The organism is Candidatus Tisiphia endosymbiont of Metellina segmentata (genome assembly GCF_964030715.1).
Taxonomy (GTDB): Bacteria; Pseudomonadota; Alphaproteobacteria; order Rickettsiales; family Rickettsiaceae; genus Tisiphia.
Genome location: NZ_OZ034919.1, coordinates 1,437,411 through 1,455,383 on the forward strand (window position 1 = coordinate 1,437,411; position 17,973 = coordinate 1,455,383).

A 17,973-nucleotide genomic window follows, 5' to 3' on the forward strand; every position below is an offset into this window, starting at 1 on the left:
AAACTATTATCCACATATAATAAACTTTTAGCAAGTTACAAGTTAATGATAAATAAGTTTTCAATAGTATCTAAATATAGTCCAGCTGGCGATCAGCCAAAAGCAATTAATGAAATCGTTAAAGGTCTTGAATCTAGAATGCGTTCACAAATACTCTTTGGTATTACTGGTTCTGGTAAGACCTTTACTATGGCAAATATTATTGAGAGAACCGGTCGACCATCGCTTATTATGGTACATAATAAGACATTAGCTGCACAAATTTATTCAGAAATGAAGGCAATTTTTCCCAATAATGCCGTTGAATATTTTGTATCATATTATGATTATTTCCAACCTGAAGCATATATTGCAAAAACCGATACTTATATAGAAAAAGATTCTTCGATAAATGAACAAATAGATTTATTAAGACACTCTGCTACTAGGTCACTGCTGGAACGTCGGGATGTAATTGTTGTATCCTCAGTTTCTTGTATTTATGGTCTTGGTTCACCAAATCTTTATTATCAGATGACAATAAGCCTTAAGTCTGGAGAAACTTATGCTAGAGATAAATTGCTTAATGACTTAGTAAATTTACAATATGAGCGTAATGATGTGGGGTTTGAACGCGGTACGTTTAGGGTAAAAGGTGATAATATTGATATATTTCCAGTACATTATAACGATAAAGCTTGGCGATTGTCATTTTTTGGCAATGAACTTGAATATATAAGCGAATTTGATCCGCTTACAGGTGAAAAATTAGCTAAATTGGATCAAGCTGTGATTTATGCTAAGTCCCACTTTGTAACACCTAAAGAAGTAGTACAAAATGCTATATCGCAAATTGAAGAGGAATTACAACGACGCTTAGAATTTCTTAAAGCACATGATAAATTAGTAGAGGCTCAAAGATTAAATCAACGTACCCAATATGATATGGAAATGATGATGGAAACTGGCAGTTGCAAAGGCATTGAGAATTACTCTCGATTCCTAACTGGTAAAGCAAATGGGCAACCCCCGCCAACCTTATTTGAATATTTGCCTAAAGATGCTTTACTATTTGTCGATGAAAGTCACGTATCTGTCCCGCAAATTAGAGCAATGTATAATGGTGATAGGGCAAGAAAAGAAGTATTAGTGGAACACGGGTTTCGCCTTCCATCAGCCTTAGATAACAGACCATTAAAATTTGAAGAATGGCAAGATTTTAGACCTCAAACGGTTTTTGTTTCGGCTACACCGGGGTCTTTCGAATTGGAAGAAACAGCAGGAGTTACGGTTGAGCAAATTATTAGACCAACAGGGCTACTTGACCCAGAATGTATTATAAAACCAGCAACCAACCAAGTTGAAGATTTGCTAAACGAAATTCAATCTACGATAAATGCAGGATTTCGTGTTTTAGTGACAACATTAACTAAAAAAATGTCAGAAGATTTAACAAATTATCTACAAGAATTAGGGTATAAAGTATCATATTTGCACTCTAATGTTCATACTCTTGAACGTATGGAAATCATAAGAGATTTACGCCAAGGTACTATAGATAGTATTGTTGGTATTAATTTATTGCGAGAAGGTTTAGATATTCCAGAATGTGGACTTGTTGCGATACTTGATGCTGATAAAGAAGGTTTTTTGCGTTCTGAAGTCTCATTAATTCAAACTATCGGCAGGGCTGCAAGGAATAGTCAAGGAAGAGTAATACTCTACGCAGATCGCAACACCAAGTCTATTGATAAGGCTGTAGGTGAGACATATAGAAGAAGAAAAATTCAGGAGGAATATAATAGGCAACATGGTATAGTACCGCAGACAATTAATCACCATATCCATGCACTAATCGAATTAGAAAAATTGGATAGTAAGTTAGATAATAAAAAACAAACTCATATATTATTGGACAATCCAATGAAATTGAAAGCTCATATCGATAGATTAAAGAAGGAAATGTATGAAAAGGCTAGTAATTTAGAATTTGAACAGGCGGCAAAAATACGAGATCAAATTAATGTACTAGAAGAAGCAGCCTTAGAGCTAACTTAATTTAAAGTACTTTCTGTTCCAATTAACCATTAGTTTGGGATAAGAATAAGCCTTTTAAAGAATGAGTAATAGTAGAGTAATAGTAATGTACTGGTTAGGGGATGAACAAAATAAGCAATACCGCAAAAATAATGAAAACAGCTATTAGTGGATCATAAAAATCTGTTATATTTATAGATATAACCGAATTTGGAATAACTTGTTATATTAAATTCAGGTTATTTATTACCGTGTATCATCACAACACTCGCAAAAATACGTTGATGAGTTCTGTAGATATAATAACAGAGATAATTACGATATGTTTAATTTGTTGATAAAACAAGCTGTTTTGTGAAATTGGAATATTCTATATGTATACTAAAAGATTAGAAGCGTCTGTAACGCATGATATTTTAGTCCAACTTGATAATCTTGGTTGGATTGTCGATGAAAAAGACCCAAAATGTAACGTATTTCAACAAAGAGTGAAACTTACAAAGCAAAAAGAATTACTTAACGGTAAAATGCCTGACTTTGTGCTATACAAGGAAGGAAGTAATGAACCAATAATAATAATTGAGGCAAAAAAACCGAATGAAAGTATACAATTAGCAATAAACCAAGTATTGAATTTGTATGCTAAACCACTAAATACGCCACTTATATTTGCTTATAATGGAAGTTATATTGAAACCCAATATTTGTATAATGGGCGTAATCTTAAAATTGATGGAGAAGATGTAAGGCAATTTGTAAATCATCATACGGCACTCAGATTTGTTAACGAAGGATCTGAAATACTATCTGCAGTAAATTTTATTCAGCATTCAAGAGACGAGCTTATTAAGATATTTAAAAGGGCAGCTAATTTACTAAGAGAAGATGGTCTACAAGCAGGTCTTGATAGATTTGGAGCATTTTCTGATATTTTGTTTTTAAAAATTCTTGATGAGATTTCTGTTCTAAAGATGTTGGGGGGTGAGGAGAATACATTAGATGAGTACCTTAGATGGAGTTCATTTTCTCAGAGAAAAGGAAACGAATTGTATCAATATGTGAAAGATGTTGTTTGGATTAAGATTAACAAGAAATATGGTGATATTTTTAGCGAAGCATTCCCTATTAATTCACCTGATATTTTTGAAGAGATTATTTATGAGATTTCAAAACTTAACCTTACAGCTTCAGATAGTGATGTGAATGGTGATGCTTTTGAGTATTTTTTAAAAAATGCTTACCAAGGCATCAAAATTAAAGATTTAGGTGAATATTTTACACCTAGAAACATTGTAAGAACAATGATAAGTATGGTTAATCCTAAAATTGGCGAAACCATTTATGACCCTTTTTGTGGTACAGGAGGGTTTTTAATTGAAGCGTTTAGATATTTAAAAATCAGAACTTCATTTAACGATGAGATGCAAAATATTCTAAGAAAAAAAACAATTTACGGTTCTGAGATTACTGTAAATGCAAGAATTGCAAAAATGAATATGATTTTGTTCGGAGACGGACATAGTAATATCAAAAAACAAGATACCCTGTCTGATTATGTAAATCAAAAATATGATATTGTAATTACAAATCCACCATATTCGCAACAAACAAGGTTTGGGTATTTGTATCCAATTCAATCAAATAATGGTGACGCTATTTGTGCTTTACATTGCTTTGAAGCTTTAAAACTAGGTGGTAGAGCTTGTTTACTTGTAAAAGAAAACTTTCTTTCAGATGGGGGCGATGTTGGAAAGGTAAGAGAGTATATTTTTAATAATTCATCAAATGTTTCTATTGTTTCATTGCCAAGAAAGCTTTTTGAACCTTACACACCAACAAAAACAAGTATTGTGTATTTCGAGAAAAACAGAAAGATATCAAACACATTCTTTTTTGCAGTTAATGCGGTTGGTCATGAACTTGGTTCAAGAAAGAAGCCAATTAAGGACAATGATTTGCCAGCTGCACTTGATGCTTTCAACAATAAAAAGACTGTTTTAGAAATTGAATCTGCTATAATAGCATCAACTGAAATCGCCAAGAATGGTTATAGTTTGTGGATTTATGATTATTTTGATATTTTTGCTAATTTAAAAGGTGATATTATAAAACTTGGTAATTATATTGAGGAGATAACAGAAAAAACAGAGCCCTCTTTACAGCCAATTACAGATTTTAGAATTTTAGGTGTAAGTAATAGTATTGGTGTTTTTGACAATGAAATTTTAAAAGGTGAGGACATAAACCAAAAATACAAGCAGGTTCAAGCTGGAGATTTGGTATATAATCCGCATAGGATTAATGTGGGTTCTTTAGGTTTAGTCTTTGAGGATTTAAGCGGTGGTTATGTAAGTGGTATTTATACCGTCTTTAGAGTTTTAAAAAAATTCCAAGATATTCTACCATCCGAATATTTATTACATATTTTAAAGTCAAAATATTATTTATCCATTATTGGCAAATACGATACAAAATATGGAGCTGTTAGAGCGAATTTAACTTATGAACAGCTTTGTAATATACACATACCATTACTTAAAAAAAATGAAATGAAAGAATTTTTAGAAAAAATAAGTAAACTAAATAATATCACGGAAGAATTTCAGAAAATTAAAAATAATCTTAAAGAGTCTATACATAAAATTTTACCTTAATTTTTACAACCTTATTAACCTAAAAGTTTCAGCATTATAAATGCTAACACAAAAATTTGTCCTGCAATAAGCCAATTGTTATGCCTTAGAAAAAAGTTGATTATCGAGTAACAAATTACATACTATACTACAACTAAATATGTCTCTGGAGAAAGCATGCCATCAAATCAATTATATTTATTTCGAGATATGCGTTTTTTGCCTATCTTCATAGTACAATTTTGTGGTTGTATGAATGATAGTATACTAAAAAATGCTCTAATTATATTAATTACTTATAAACTATCTAGTCAATTGGTAGAATCAACCCAATTGCTTGTACTTGCTGCTAATACTATTTTTGTATTGCCTTTTGTTATATTTGCAAGTATTGCAGGTCAAGTGGCTGATAGATATGAGCGAGCAACTTTAGTTAAAATCATTAAATTATTTGAACTCGCCATAGTGTTTTTCGCTACTTATGGATTTTTCAATAATAATTTAGTAATACTTTTTTTGTCTATATTTCTTATGGGTATACATTCGACATTTTTTGGACCAATCAAATACAGTGTTCTGCCAGATCATTTATACAAAAATGAACTATTGGGAGCTAATGGATTTGTTGAGGCAGGAACATTTATCTCTATTTTAGTTGGTACTATTATTGGAGGATACTACACTATAAGTGGCAATTTAATCATCACTATTCTGATAATAATTGCTATGGTTGGTGTTGTTGCTAGTTATTTTATGCCAAGATCGAATAATTCTAACTGTGAAATTAAAATAAATTTAAATTTATTTCGTGAAAGTATAGAAATGATTAAATATGCTAAAGCTAAAAAGCAAGTATATTTGGCAATTCTTGGTATATCTTGGTTTTGGTTTATCAGTGCAGCAATACTTGCTCAAATTCCATCTCTTGCCAAAGATACTTTTGGAGCGGATGAAAATGTTGCTAATTTGTTCCTTGCAACATTTTCAATTGGAGTAGGGGTTGGTTCTTTTTGGTGTAGTAAGATTTTTGGAAATGAAATTACCACGAAATATGTTTTTGTCTCGGCACTTGGTATCAGTATATTTGGTATTGATTTATTTTTTGCCAGTCGCATTAGTGCAGTTCATTATGAACCGGAACAGTTAAAGAGTATATTTGTCTTTTTATCTAAAAAGCATAATTGGCGAATCATTATCGATTTATTTTTTATAGCTGCCATTGCGGGGCTATATATTGTTCCACTTTTTGCAGTATTACAATATTTGAGTTCTTCAGCTCATCGTAGTAGAATAATTGCTATAAATAATTTTGTTAATGCTATATTTATGGCTGGCTCCACTGCAATATTGTCGTTGTTGTTCTATTGGGAATATTCGATACCATCCGTTATATTATTTATTAGTCTGCTCAACATAGTGGTAGCTTATTATATTTATCAATTAATTCCCGAAGTAAAAATAGTACCTTTTGCTGTTAACCGAGCTATTTTAAAATTTCTTTTTGATTGCATGTACAGAGTGGAAGTAAAAGGTATTGAAAATTTTTATAAAGCTGGTAAAAGATCAGTAGTTATCGCCAATCATATTTCATATCTTGATCCTGCCTTACTGGCAACTTATCTACCTGAAGAAATGACTTTTGCCATTAATACAACTATGGCTAAAGTGTGGTGGGTAAAACCATTCTTAACGATGGCAAAAACTTTACCAATTGATCCTTCTAATTCAATGGCTATAAAGAGCTTGATTAGGGAAGTACAAAAAGATAAAAAAGTTGTTATATTCCCTGAAGGAAGAATAAGTATTACTGGTTCCTTAATGAAGATATATGAAGGACCTGGCATGATTGCTGAGAAATCTGATGCGACAATTCTACCTGTAAGAATAGATGGTACACAATTTACTCATTTTTCTAAACTTAAGAATATATTAAAAACACGGATATTTCCTAAGGTTACTATTACTATTTTGCCACCAGTAAAATTTCCTTCTAAGCCGAATATAGATAATAGGGAAAAGCGTAAATATATAGGTCAGGCTCTTTATGATATCATGGCTGATATGATGTTTGAAAGCTCTGATTATCAAAATACTATATTTCAGTCTCTAATTGAGACAGCAAAAGCTTACGGTTTTAACAAAAAAATAATACAAGATATTGATAATAAATCTGTTACCTATCGCCAATTAATATTGGGATCTTTTACTTTAGCAAATTTAATAAAACAGGATACGGAAGTAGCTGACTATGTAGGTCTTATGCTACCTAATATGGTTGAAACTATGGTTACTTTTTATGCTATGCAAGCCTGCTGCCGTCGACCAGTTATGATTGACTATATGAGTGAGGTGAGCAATATAGTGGCTTCATGTAAAACAACGTCAGTTAAAATGGTATATACTTCAAAACAGTTTGTTGAAAAAGCTGGATTACAGGAAGTGGTAGCAAAAATCTTAGCAGCCAATATAAAAATTATTTATCTTGAAGATTTAACACAAAGAATTGATTTATATTTAAAAATTAAGGCTATTATTGCCAGCTTCTTCCCACAAAGTTATTACAACAATATATGTAGCAGTTATCATGATAATGATCCATCAGTTGTAGTATTTACTTCTGGTATTTCAGCAACAGCTAAAGCTGTAGTATTATCACATAGGAACTTGCAGGCTAATCGATGCCAACTTCTAGCTAAGGTACATTTTAGTCCTGATGATTTTGCATTTATGGCTTTACCGCTTTTTCACTGTTTTGGTTTATCTGGAACAATAATGATGACACTCAATGCTATACCAGTGTTTCTTTACCCGTCTTCTCTGCATTATAGGAGTATTCCTGAGGTAATATACGATATCGGAGCGACAATTATGTTTGGTACGGATATATTTTTGCATGGTTATGCTGTCTATGCTCATCCTTACGATTTTTATTCTATAAGATACGTATTTGCCAGTAGTGAGAAACTGAGAAAAGACACAAGGGAATTATGGCTTGATAAGTTTGGTATAAGAATTTTTGAAGGATATGGTACGTCAGAAACATCTCCAATAATATCTTGTAATACCCCAATGCATTATCGTGCTGGAAGTGTAGGGCGTTTGATGCCTAAAATAGAATATTATATTAGACCAATTCACAATAGACCTCTTGCAGAATTTGTTTCTGCTGGGGAATTTAAAGAAACCACGGAGCTTCGAACCGTAGCGTACTCAAATGTAGGTGAAGAGCAGAGTACCGGTAGTACGAATAAATTACCAGCAGAAATAGAATTATGCGAGAGGTCTATTGGAATAGAGGGGGTAGGACAACTATTCATCAAAGGACCAAATATTATGCTTGGCTATATGCACTCTAATAATCCCGGAATTATCCACCCTACATCATCAGAAGAATTGGGTTTGGGATGGTATGATACTGGAGATATAGTAAAAATTGATGAAGATGGATATCTTACCTTATTAGGTCGTATTCAGCAATTTGTTACAATAGAAGAAGTAATTACGCTGATATTAATAGAGGATTTAGCTAATATGATCGATGTTGATAGTAAGCATGTTGCTATTTGCCCTGATGATAATAAAGACAAACAGATTTTTCTATTGACCACAAGTCAGACCATAAATAGTGAAAAATTCACAGAAATAATGCATAAAAATTCAATAGACTCAAACCAAAAGAATATACCAGTTATTATCCCTGTTAAAGAAATACCAATTCTACCAATAGGTAAAGTAAATTATCGGCAAATAACTAAAATGCTTGAAAATTATAGAAAAGTAACTAAAATGCTGAAATAAGGTACATGAGTGTCACATATGGACGCCAATATACTATATAACTTGGACTAATAAACCATTTATAACAAACTAATCTATTTAATAGAAAAATATTATGCATAATGTTGTTGGTAAAGTATTATTAATTATTGTTGTTGTTCTTCTAGCATTATTTGCTTATAAAACTATGAAGACTCCTAGTGCTTCTACTACGGTTTCGATTAACACTCTCGATCAGCAAGTGTTAGACAGAAAAGAAGAAGTGGAAAAAACTGAACAAATTATAAAAGAATATTTATTAAATAATCCCGAAATAATCATTCAGGCAATAGAAGGTCTTCAGCAGCGTAAAATGCAAGAAATGGAAATAAAAACTGGCGAATATATAAAAGATAATAAATCTGAAATAGAAGATGCTCTTACATCTCCTGCACTTGGTAACCCGAATGGAGATGTAGTCATCGCTACTTTTTATGATTATAATTGTAGTTATTGTAGAAAAGGTCATAACTTTATTAACCAGTTAATCAAATTAGATACGTGGGTTAAAGTCGTTTTAAAACCGTTCCCGATTCTTGGTGATGCATCTAATTATGCTGCAACTATTGCTTTAGCTGTTTATAAAACCACTCCGAGTAAGTTTCAAGATATTCATAATGGTTTAATGGACTTAAAATCTATTACCAAAGAATCTGTAGAAAAATTGTTACTAGTAAATGATCTAAATCCTGAAGTAATTGCGGAAGAAATCAATAAAGATGAAATAAAAAATCTCATCGACAAAAATGTTAAGTTAGCAAAGGGTTTAAAAATACAGGGAGTACCTGCTTATATTATTAATGGTAAATTAATAGCAGGAATGGTAGATCTAGATCAATTGCAGACGATAGTTGCTGATATACGAAGTCAAAATAAGTAGTTTCGCTGTTATCCGAGCTACGGTGCATGGAGACTTTGCCTAAAAATACCAATGTAAGTAATGGTACTACACCAAAAACGATATCGACAACGCAATTCTTCAAAGTAGCACCACTACGCATTATGTAAAAACAAACTCTTAGACGCAGTTTGTTAGGAGCTAACACTTGATAAGTGCTATCAAGTTCATAATGGAAGAAGCAAAAATGCTCGAAAATCAATATGTTAGATAGTTGTTTCCTAGAAGAGTATACACCTAATAACTCAAAATCAACATATCTCGATCTATTCTGAAACCTTTAAAACGCTCTAATAACGACATGCCTAGTAACGATACGTCAAGACCGCCAGTACCTATGTGAGCTTCAACATTTCTAAAAAAAGCTCCTCTACCAATCTCAACACTATTTAATCTCACGGGAGCAGCCCTACTCGTACCATTAGCTGTAGAGTAAGTTTTAGTGTAATTTAGTTTTGATAAGTCAAATCCTAGCATTTTAGCATCACTAATAGTAAGAGCAACATCACTTGCTCCGGTATCAATCATAAATTTAATTTTTATTCCGTTTGCCACGGCGTTAACATAGAAATGCCCATTGTTACTACGGCTAATTACTAATTCTCCTTGTTTATTGACCCAATTATATGATGGTATTAGTACGGATATGACTCTTTGAGCGGCGTAATTTAACTCAAACTTGAAAGCATAACTAGTAATTATAATTAAGAAAATTCCGCCCCAAGTTAATAATTGAATAGAGAGTATCCTTATACCTTTTTGACTAAAGGAATTATAAACTATACTGATAATCACCAAAATCATTATAAAACAAGTTATACTTTTTTGGTTATCCCAAGAAAAAGCAGCAAATTGTACAGCTACTAGTTTACGTGCACAGAAAGTAATGACAATACTAATGCATAGAATAATTATTAACTTTATAAGACTTTTATTACTCACATTAAATCACCTATATTCTCTAAAAATAATCTTGCTCTATGAGATTTGGGTTTTTCAAAAAACTCTACTGCCGGCTGATCAGCTAAAACTTGTCCGTGATTCATAAAAATGATCCTATCCGCTATCGCTTTGGCAAATTTAATATGGTGAGTAACAACAATCATCGTCATTTGACTTTTTAATAAAGAGATAATTTCAATAATATCTTTAATATTTTCAGGATCTAAAGCTGAAGTAGGCTCGTCAAATAACATTATTTCTGGATTCATCATCAAGGCTCGGCAAATCGCCACTCTTTGTTTCTGTCCCCCAGATAAATTGACAGGAAAGGCGGTAATTCTTTGTCTTAAACCAAATTGTTCTAATAATTTCTCTGCCTTAGCAATGGCAGCCATTTGCTTCATTCCTAAAATATTAACAGGAGCATATATTAAATTATCTTGGACATTTAAGTGCGGAAAAAGATTAAACGCTTGAAAAACCATGCCAATTTTAAGACAAAGTTTCCTTTTATTTTTTTGCGTCAATTTTTTGTCATCGATTAACACATGCCCACTGGTGGGAACTTCTAAAGCATTGATAATTCGCAATAAAGTAGATTTACCACTACCAGAAGATCCTATAATCGCTATAGTTTCTTTTTTCTTGAACTCAAGACTAATATCTTTAACAGCATAGGTTTTGCCATAATTTCTTGAAACCTTATCGAGTATTATCATATACTCCTAATAATTTGAAAAGTTGATAGACCTAAGTGAATTCGGGATGAGAATTAACTAATTTTTATCCCGAATTGGGGTAACTCAGGTTTGTTAAACTATAAATTTGTAACCATCATATAGAGGTTTTATATTACTTGGCAATATTTTTGATATCTCATGGTAATCAATAAAATGATTCATATTCGTTAATAATATTTGCTGAGGTTTATATTCATCGTTCCACTGTAAAATTTTATCTAATCCTGCATGGCAATCATTAGATTCATACGCCATACAGTCTAATATCCAAACATTGATATTTTTCAAGAATGATTTAGATTCTGCCGGAAAAGCTAGCACATCACTAGAATATACAAAATCATCCATTCTAATACCTAAACTATCTATAGGACCATGATGTTGTCTGAAGAATTGTACATCTATGGTATTAATTTTAAACTTTGCAAAAAAATCTACCGGTCTTGCAATCAGTTTATCTGGAGCAAATAAATGTTGGTGACGATTCTCAATTTTCAATGCTGTGCTACTGTCAGAAAAGATTTCTAGTGGTATTTTTTGGAAAAATGGAAATACACGTAACTCATCAATACCGTTAACATGATCTGCATGATAATGGGTTAATATAGCACCATCCAATTTTTTAATCTTTTCTCGCATTAATTGATTCTTGATATCAAAACCAAAATCAACAAGAATTTGACTATTACCATCATCGATGTATATTGATGATCTAGTTCTTTTATTGTAACTTGAAGTAGAAGTGCATATATTGCAATCACAATTAATTATCGGCATACCAAGTGATGAGCCACATCCTAGCACTGTTATTTGTAGCATATACTTAAACCAAACAAAATTGAAATTGAAATTGAAAATGTTTGAACTTTTATATAATTTCCATGGTCTTAATCAAGAGATATTCTTGTGGATCAATAGAATTACTAACCATTTTAGCATAATAGCTTATATTCTACAAATTATCTCTTATTGTTTTAATATTACCAACTTTGCTATCGTTTATTTTATATATTGTGGATATTTCTATATCCAGTTAAAAAAGATTCAAGATTTTAATCAGCGTCAGATCAAATTTTGGTCTATATATAATAAAATGGTAATGATTGGTATAATTTATGCTATATTCGGTTGTACTTATGCTCTATTTAAGTTTTCGGTTAATATACCTAGACCATTTTGCTCATTACCTCTTAATAGTTTTGTAACAATTGCTAATGTTGAAGTTGAAAGATGTTTATCCAGTTTTCCAAGCAGTCACTCCGGATTAGCATTAATGGTATCTTACTGTATTTGGTCATATATAACAATGTGGCAAAAAATTATAGCCTTTTTGATTGTTTTATTAGTGGCAGTCTCACGTATTACTCTTGCTATGCATTACCCAGCTGATATTATTTATAGTTTCCTTATCACCATAATGATTATAGTGGTTAGTAAAATGATTTTTAAAATTTTTACCAACAATTTAATAAAATGGTTTGGTGAAAGGATTCTTTCTCTATTATATCATTATTTTCTAGACCACTAATATAATTAGTGATTTTTATTTTGAATAAATTTCACTTATGTTTTATAGTAGTAAGATACTAAAAAACTCTTATATAGCTTCAAATTTATGCAAAATATGGAAATTATTGAGACTATCTCTACATCCGTATCATGTTTTGGCAAAGAACCACCTTTTGATCATCCAAGAATTTATTTGAAGATTGATTCAACCAAAGGCTCTATTGTGTGTCCTTATTGTAGTAAAACATTTGTGTTAGTAAGTAATGAAGATAAAACTCCTGTCAGATAGTACTATAAACCGCATCGCTGCTGGGGAAGTAATTGAACGACCAGCCTCGGTGGTAAAAGAACTAGTTGAGAATGCTATTGATGCAGCTAGCACTAAGATAGATATAAGCTTACAGCAAGCAGGGAAAAATCTTATTATTATTTCTGATGACGGAATAGGCATGTCTGAAGAAGATCTAAAAATTGCTGTAGAACGTCATACTACTTCTAAACTTGATGAGTCAGATTTACAAAATATTCACACTTTTGGCTTTCGCGGAGAGGCATTACCTTCAATAGGTTCTGTAAGTAAGATGTTGATTACTTCAAAGGCACGTGGGGCTGATAGGGCTTATCATATACAATCTAGCGGTGGGTATAATAAAGAGATTAAACCTACCATTCATAACGAGGGTACTAAGATTGAAATACGTGATTTATTCTTTGCCACCCCTGCAAGACTAAAGTTCTTAAGATCTGATAAAACTGAATTGGCAGCTTCGGTTGATGTAATCAAGAAAATTGCATTAGCTCATCCTAAAATCAGTATTAATTTATCTCATGATGGCAAAAATATCATAAAAGTAAAAGGTCAAGATGGAAATTTTGATGATCTGTTAAAGCAAAGAATAATTGATATATTGGGTTATGATTTTATTGAAAATTCTGTCCATATTAATCTACAAAGACCGGAAATATCAGTATATGGCTTTACCAGCATTCCTACCTTTAATAGAGCTTCTGCTGAGGATCAGTTTTTATTTGTTAATAATAGACCCGTTAAGGATAAATTACTACAAATCGCTCTAAGACTAGCTTATCAGGATTATTTAGCTCGGGATAGACATCCAGTTTCAGTTTTGTTTCTACAGATAGATCCCCACATGGTTGACGTTAATGTACATCCTGCCAAAACAGAAGTAAGGTTTCATGATCCGGGTACTATACGGGGATTACTGATAAGCTCTATCAAAGATGCCCTTGCCACTAGAAGTCATATGGTGTCAACGAATGTTGCCACAACTGCCTTAGGTCTTTTTCGAAATACTACTACTAACTTTGTTAAAACAAATAAGGCATTTCAAAAGAACCATACCTCTTCTAACAAAGTATATCCAAATGGTTTAAGTATATCTGATAATATCAGTACTTATAAGGCTCAAAATTTAACCATTCCTAGGCACAATGATAGTTCTAATGTTCAGCAACAATTAATAAAGACAGACCCACATGCTAAAGTAGAAGTGCTAGAGGATGATATCCTAGACCTAGATTGTAATAATAAACCTCTTGCAAAATTCACTTCTACTAGGGAATCTGCAGGAGGATTGAAACCTCATCCTTCAAGCAGTATGGCAAATTCCGTTATGGATTCGAGTCTAGCACCATTGCCTAAATTACCAGCAGAAGTAGAGTTATGCAAAAAACCTAATGTTGCACTAGGAGCAGCAAGAGCCCAACTGCACGGCACTTATATAATATCACAAACAGCAGATAGTATTATTATCGTAGATCAACATGCAGCACATGAGCGTTTGGGATATGAGAAAATTAAGCAAATGATAAGTAACAATGGCTTAATTAAGCAACGATTACTCATGCCTGAGATAGTAGAATTACCGGATGTCAAAAGAGCTGATTTATTGTATAATAAAAAGGATGATCTTTCTAAATTAGGTTTAAGCCTAGAAAAATTTGGCGAGCGATCTATCATTGTATCAGAGAGTCCAAGCTTACTTGGAAATACCGATATAAACCGACTTATCCAAGACTTGGCAGATAATTTATCTGATCTTGGTGAAAATATTTCCTTGATTCAATTGATTGAACATGTTACAGAAACCTATGCATGTCATTATGCTATCAGAGCAGGTCGTAAATTATCTTCTGAAGAAATGAATGAATTATTAAGACAAATGGAAAAAACCCCATTTTCTGGTCAGTGTAATCATGGTAGACCAACTTACATCGAACTCAAACTCAAAGATATTGAGCGATTATTTGGACGTAGGTAACCTGAGGTTAGGTAGGTTTTAAACTGTATAAAAAAATAATATAATGTCTAACTATAATAATATATTTGATAATCACATAACTAGAATTAAACAAGAAGGCAGATATCGTGAATTTGTTCCTGTTCAAAGGCAGGCAGATAACTTTCCGTCTGCTTGGCATGGTGATAAAGAAATTGTTATGTGGTGTATCAATGATTATCTTGGTATGAGTAAGCATCCAGATGTTACCAAAGCTGCTCTAGAGGCTACAACCAAATATGGAATTGGTTCTGGTGGTACAAGAAATATAGGCGGCAATAATAGCTGCATAATAGAATTAGAGCAAGAACTAGCAACCCTACATAATAAAGAATCAGCTTTAGTATTTACGTCCGGTTATGTTGCCAATGATACTACCCTTGCAACACTGGCAAAAATAATGCCTAATATAGTTTTTTTCTCAGATGAATTAAATCACGCTTCTATTATTTCCGGTATCTGTAACTCAAAAGCTGAAAAACATATTTATCGACATATTGATATTCAACATCTTGAAGAATTACTCAAAGGAGTGGATATTAATAGACCAAAGATTATTGTTTTTGAGTCAGCTTATTCTATGGATGGATTATTTTCTCCCATAGAAAAAATAGTGAACTTAGCTAAAAAATATAATGCTTTAACCTTTATTGATGAAGTACATACAGTGGGTCTATACGGCAAGTATGGTGCTGGCATTGCCGAGCTTCAAGGCTGTGCTGATAAAATTAATATCATCCAAGGAACGCTTGGTAAGGCTTACGGCGTTATTGGTGGCTATATTGCAGCTGATCGTCAGATTATAGATTCTATAAGACTTACTGCCCCCGGTTTTATATTCACCACCTCTCTACCCCCAGTTATTGCTTCAGCAGCAACTGCCAGTATTCGTCATTTAAAAAATTCTAATATAGAGAGGGAAACTTACCAAAAGGTAATAGCCAAGGTAAAAGAATCTTTTGATAAAGCTAAAGTGAATTATTTTAAAAATGATAGCCATATTATACCAATAATTATCGGTGATCCAATTAAAGCCAAACAAGCTTCTAAAATGTTGTTGGATAAATATAATATTTATGTTCAGCATATTAACTTCCCAACAGTACCACGTGGCACAGAACGTTTAAGAATCATCCCAACACCTAACCATACCGACCAAATGATTCATGACCTCACCACAGCCCTTGTTGAAATTTTTAGTACTCTCGATATATCACCATCAATCAATTCTTACTCTATAATAAAATTACCTTTACACCCTGCAGCGTAGTATAATTGTAATCAGTAGTTAATGTACATAGTAGTATTAACTACCAAAAATGCCATTCCTACTTGCCACTATGTCATCAACCATGATTTTAATAGCAGGTGTAGCAATAATAATTCTTCTTACTAATACATTTTCTTCGATCGATTTCTAAAGAAAATAATGTATAATTAAAATTATAGGAGAAAAGCTTATGGGTATTAAGGCTTCAAGGGTACAAAACAATAACAAAAATAGTACCACTGCGATGGTGCAAATTTCACCTTCTACTCCTCGCAATGACGTTGAAGAATTTTGTGTGTATTACCTTCCCATTAACTTAGCAATAGTTTTATTAGCTTCTTCTAGCTCCTGTTTAGTATTTACTCCAAGCACTATGTCGTGGTCTGAAGATAGCAAATATGATACTTTTTCTCCGCTATCCTTAGCTATTTTTACAAGGGCGGTCAAATACAACTCTTTTGATCTATCAACCTTACCTAAAAAAATACTAGGTAGATATTTTTTTAATATACCAGCTTCAAAAGCCATAATACCAGAATTACAAATTGTTATAGCTTGTTCTTCACTCGTTGCCTCTTTAAATTCCACAATTTTTAAGAAATATCCTAGTTCATCAGTAACTATTCGTCCATATTGCCCCGGGTTATCACGTCTAAAGCATAACGTTGTAATGGCTGAATTGGTAGAAACTAGGTGGTCTAGTAAATCATTAATAATATTTGCGGTGATTAAAGGATTATCTCCGTACAGCACTGCTATAATTTTATTATCGTCAACTAAGTCTAAAGCAGTATATACTGCATGAGCAGTACCAAGAGGTTCTAGCTGTAATGCAAATTTACAAACCTCCTTATAAGAAGAGGTATATTCTTCTAATTGCAATGAACGAACTAAAATGATATCGTTAGTCACTTTGTTAGCATTTGTTATCACCCTATCAAGCATAGGTCTACCACCAACTTCGTGCATTACTTTTGGTAACGAAGATTCCATTCTTCTCCCATTACCGGCAGCTAAAACAATAATTTGGCAATCCATATTAAATGTCCTTCATAGCTTGATAAATTGCATCAGATAATTCATAATTACCAAAAACTTTTTGTACGTCATCGCTTTCTTCTAAAATATCCACTAATTTTAATAGCTTCTCTGCTTTATCATTATCTTCTATAATTATGGTATTTTTAGGCACCCAACCTACGTAAGATTCTTCAGGATGTCCATATTTATTGGTCAGAAAATCAACAGCTTGCATAAAGTCCTCAATATCCGTGTAGATTAAATATGTATCTTCTTCAGAAATCACATCTTTTGCCCCAGCCTCTAGGCTACTGTCAAACATAGCTTCTGTTGTTGCTAAATTTGCCGGATATTGTATTACTCCAAGATGATCAAACATATAACTGCTACTTCCAGTTTCACCTAAATTACCACCAAATTTGCTAAAAGCTGCTCTAATTTCCGCAGCCGTACGATTTTTATTATCAGTTAAAGCCTCTATTATTATCGCAATCCCACCAGGAGCAAAGCCTTCATATCTAATCTCTGCATAATTTTCGTTATTATTCGAATCACTTGCTGCACTTATTGCCTTATCTATTCGATCCTTTGGCAAATTCTGACTGCGTGCTGCAGCTATGCTATTCCGCAGGCGTGGATTATTGCTTACATCAGTTCCCATTTTAGCAGCAGTGATAATTTCTCTAATTAGCTTAGTAAAAACTTTTGCTCTTTTCTTATCTTGTGCACCTTTTCGGTGTTGAATATTTTTAAATTTTGAATGACCAGCCATATTGTAATCTTAAATCATTTTGAACCGAATCGTATCAGAAGGCAGCTTAAAGTCAAT

The 17,973-nt window shown here is 32.5% G+C and carries 13 protein-coding genes; 8 read left to right on the top strand and 5 right to left on the bottom strand.

Annotated features, from left to right (window positions below; genetic code table 11):
* Positions 1-48 precede the first annotated feature (48 nt).
* The 4 genes from uvrB (at position 49) to AAHM80_RS07465 (ending at position 9,345) form a co-directional block, all read left to right on the top strand.
* Positions 49-2,037 carry an excinuclease ABC subunit UvrB gene (gene uvrB, locus AAHM80_RS07450; RefSeq protein WP_342260467.1) on the top strand — a complete coding sequence of 663 codons (1,989 nt, stop codon included), beginning with the start codon at positions 49-51 and terminating at the stop codon, positions 2,035-2,037.
* A 353-nt stretch (positions 2,038-2,390) separates the two neighbouring features.
* Positions 2,391-4,670, top strand: coding sequence for an N-6 DNA methylase (locus tag AAHM80_RS07455; protein ID WP_342259776.1), 2,280 nt, complete (start codon positions 2,391-2,393; stop codon positions 4,668-4,670).
* A 156-nt stretch (positions 4,671-4,826) separates the two neighbouring features.
* On the top strand, positions 4,827-8,447 hold the full coding sequence (locus AAHM80_RS07460; protein ID WP_410521495.1) for an acyl-[ACP]--phospholipid O-acyltransferase: 3,621 nt from the start codon (positions 4,827-4,829) through the stop codon (positions 8,445-8,447).
* 94 nt (positions 8,448-8,541) lie between these two features.
* A complete protein-coding gene (locus AAHM80_RS07465; RefSeq protein ID WP_342259777.1) occupies positions 8,542-9,345 on the top strand; it encodes a DsbA family protein in 804 nt (267 codons plus the stop codon).
* 255 nt (positions 9,346-9,600) lie between these two features.
* Here the strand turns inward: AAHM80_RS07465 and AAHM80_RS07470 are convergent, their stop codons facing one another.
* The 3 genes from AAHM80_RS07470 to AAHM80_RS07480 form a co-directional block, all read right to left on the bottom strand.
* Positions 9,601-10,305 carry a TIGR02281 family clan AA aspartic protease gene (locus tag AAHM80_RS07470; RefSeq protein WP_342259778.1) on the bottom strand — a complete coding sequence of 235 codons (705 nt, stop codon included), beginning with the start codon at positions 10,303-10,305 and terminating at the stop codon, positions 9,601-9,603.
* A complete protein-coding gene (locus AAHM80_RS07475; RefSeq protein WP_341751450.1) occupies positions 10,302-11,024 on the bottom strand; it encodes an amino acid ABC transporter ATP-binding protein in 723 nt (240 codons plus the stop codon). The genes AAHM80_RS07470 and AAHM80_RS07475 overlap by 4 nt, the downstream gene beginning before the upstream one ends.
* A gap of 93 nt (positions 11,025-11,117) precedes the next feature.
* Complete coding sequence (locus AAHM80_RS07480; protein ID WP_342259779.1) at positions 11,118-11,864, bottom strand: MBL fold metallo-hydrolase; 747 nt, start codon at positions 11,862-11,864, stop codon at positions 11,118-11,120.
* Between the two features lie 37 nt (positions 11,865-11,901).
* Here AAHM80_RS07480 and AAHM80_RS07485 point away from each other — a divergent pair, with 37 nt between their 5' ends.
* The 4 genes from AAHM80_RS07485 to hemA all read left to right on the top strand — a co-directional run bounded on the left by AAHM80_RS07485 (position 11,902) and on the right by hemA (position 16,124).
* Positions 11,902-12,573 (top strand): phosphatase PAP2 family protein, encoded by a 672-nt coding sequence (locus AAHM80_RS07485; protein WP_341751452.1) that lies wholly within the window; start codon positions 11,902-11,904, stop codon positions 12,571-12,573.
* Positions 12,574-12,669: 96 nt separating this feature from the next.
* On the top strand, positions 12,670-12,843 hold the full coding sequence (locus AAHM80_RS07490) for a zinc-finger domain-containing protein (RefSeq protein ID WP_341752326.1): 174 nt from the start codon (positions 12,670-12,672) through the stop codon (positions 12,841-12,843).
* Positions 12,818-14,836: a DNA mismatch repair endonuclease MutL gene (mutL, locus tag AAHM80_RS07495; RefSeq protein ID WP_342259780.1), complete on the top strand. Its 2,019-nt coding sequence runs from the start codon at positions 12,818-12,820 to the stop codon at positions 14,834-14,836. Before AAHM80_RS07490 ends, mutL begins: the two co-directional genes overlap by 26 nt.
* A gap of 43 nt (positions 14,837-14,879) precedes the next feature.
* Positions 14,880-16,124 carry a 5-aminolevulinate synthase gene (hemA, locus tag AAHM80_RS07500; protein WP_342259781.1) on the top strand — a complete coding sequence of 415 codons (1,245 nt, stop codon included), beginning with the start codon at positions 14,880-14,882 and terminating at the stop codon, positions 16,122-16,124.
* A gap of 300 nt (positions 16,125-16,424) precedes the next feature.
* Here hemA and AAHM80_RS07505 read toward each other — a convergent pair whose 3' ends face one another.
* Complete coding sequence (locus AAHM80_RS07505; RefSeq protein WP_342259782.1) at positions 16,425-17,162, bottom strand: sugar phosphate nucleotidyltransferase; 738 nt, start codon at positions 17,160-17,162, stop codon at positions 16,425-16,427.
* Position 17,163: 1 nt separating this feature from the next.
* A complete protein-coding gene (locus AAHM80_RS07510) occupies positions 17,164-17,916 on the bottom strand; it encodes a YebC/PmpR family DNA-binding transcriptional regulator (protein ID WP_342259783.1) in 753 nt (250 codons plus the stop codon).
* Positions 17,917-17,973 lie beyond the last annotated feature (57 nt).

What these genes read in the sequence shown, in the direction of transcription:
- AAHM80_RS07465 (WP_342259777.1), top strand. Translation starts at nt 8,542, where the DNA reads ATGCATAATGTTGTTGGTAAAGTATTATTAATTATTGTTGTTGTTCTT.
- AAHM80_RS07485 (WP_341751452.1), top strand. Translation starts at nt 11,902, where the DNA reads ATGTTTGAACTTTTATATAATTTCCATGGTCTTAATCAAGAGATATTC.
- AAHM80_RS07460 (WP_410521495.1), top strand. Translation starts at nt 4,827, where the DNA reads ATGCCATCAAATCAATTATATTTATTTCGAGATATGCGTTTTTTGCCT.
- AAHM80_RS07475 (WP_341751450.1), bottom strand. Translation starts at nt 11,024, where the DNA reads ATGATAATACTCGATAAGGTTTCAAGAAATTATGGCAAAACCTATGCT.
- AAHM80_RS07490 (WP_341752326.1), top strand. Translation starts at nt 12,670, where the DNA reads ATGGAAATTATTGAGACTATCTCTACATCCGTATCATGTTTTGGCAAA.
- AAHM80_RS07505 (WP_342259782.1), bottom strand. Translation starts at nt 17,162, where the DNA reads ATGGATTGCCAAATTATTGTTTTAGCTGCCGGTAATGGGAGAAGAATG.
- AAHM80_RS07455 (WP_342259776.1), top strand. Translation starts at nt 2,391, where the DNA reads ATGTATACTAAAAGATTAGAAGCGTCTGTAACGCATGATATTTTAGTC.
- hemA (WP_342259781.1), top strand. Translation starts at nt 14,880, where the DNA reads ATGTCTAACTATAATAATATATTTGATAATCACATAACTAGAATTAAA.
- AAHM80_RS07510 (WP_342259783.1), bottom strand. Translation starts at nt 17,916, where the DNA reads ATGGCTGGTCATTCAAAATTTAAAAATATTCAACACCGAAAAGGTGCA.
- AAHM80_RS07480 (WP_342259779.1), bottom strand. Translation starts at nt 11,864, where the DNA reads ATGCTACAAATAACAGTGCTAGGATGTGGCTCATCACTTGGTATGCCG.
- mutL (WP_342259780.1), top strand. Translation starts at nt 12,818, where the DNA reads ATGAAGATAAAACTCCTGTCAGATAGTACTATAAACCGCATCGCTGCT.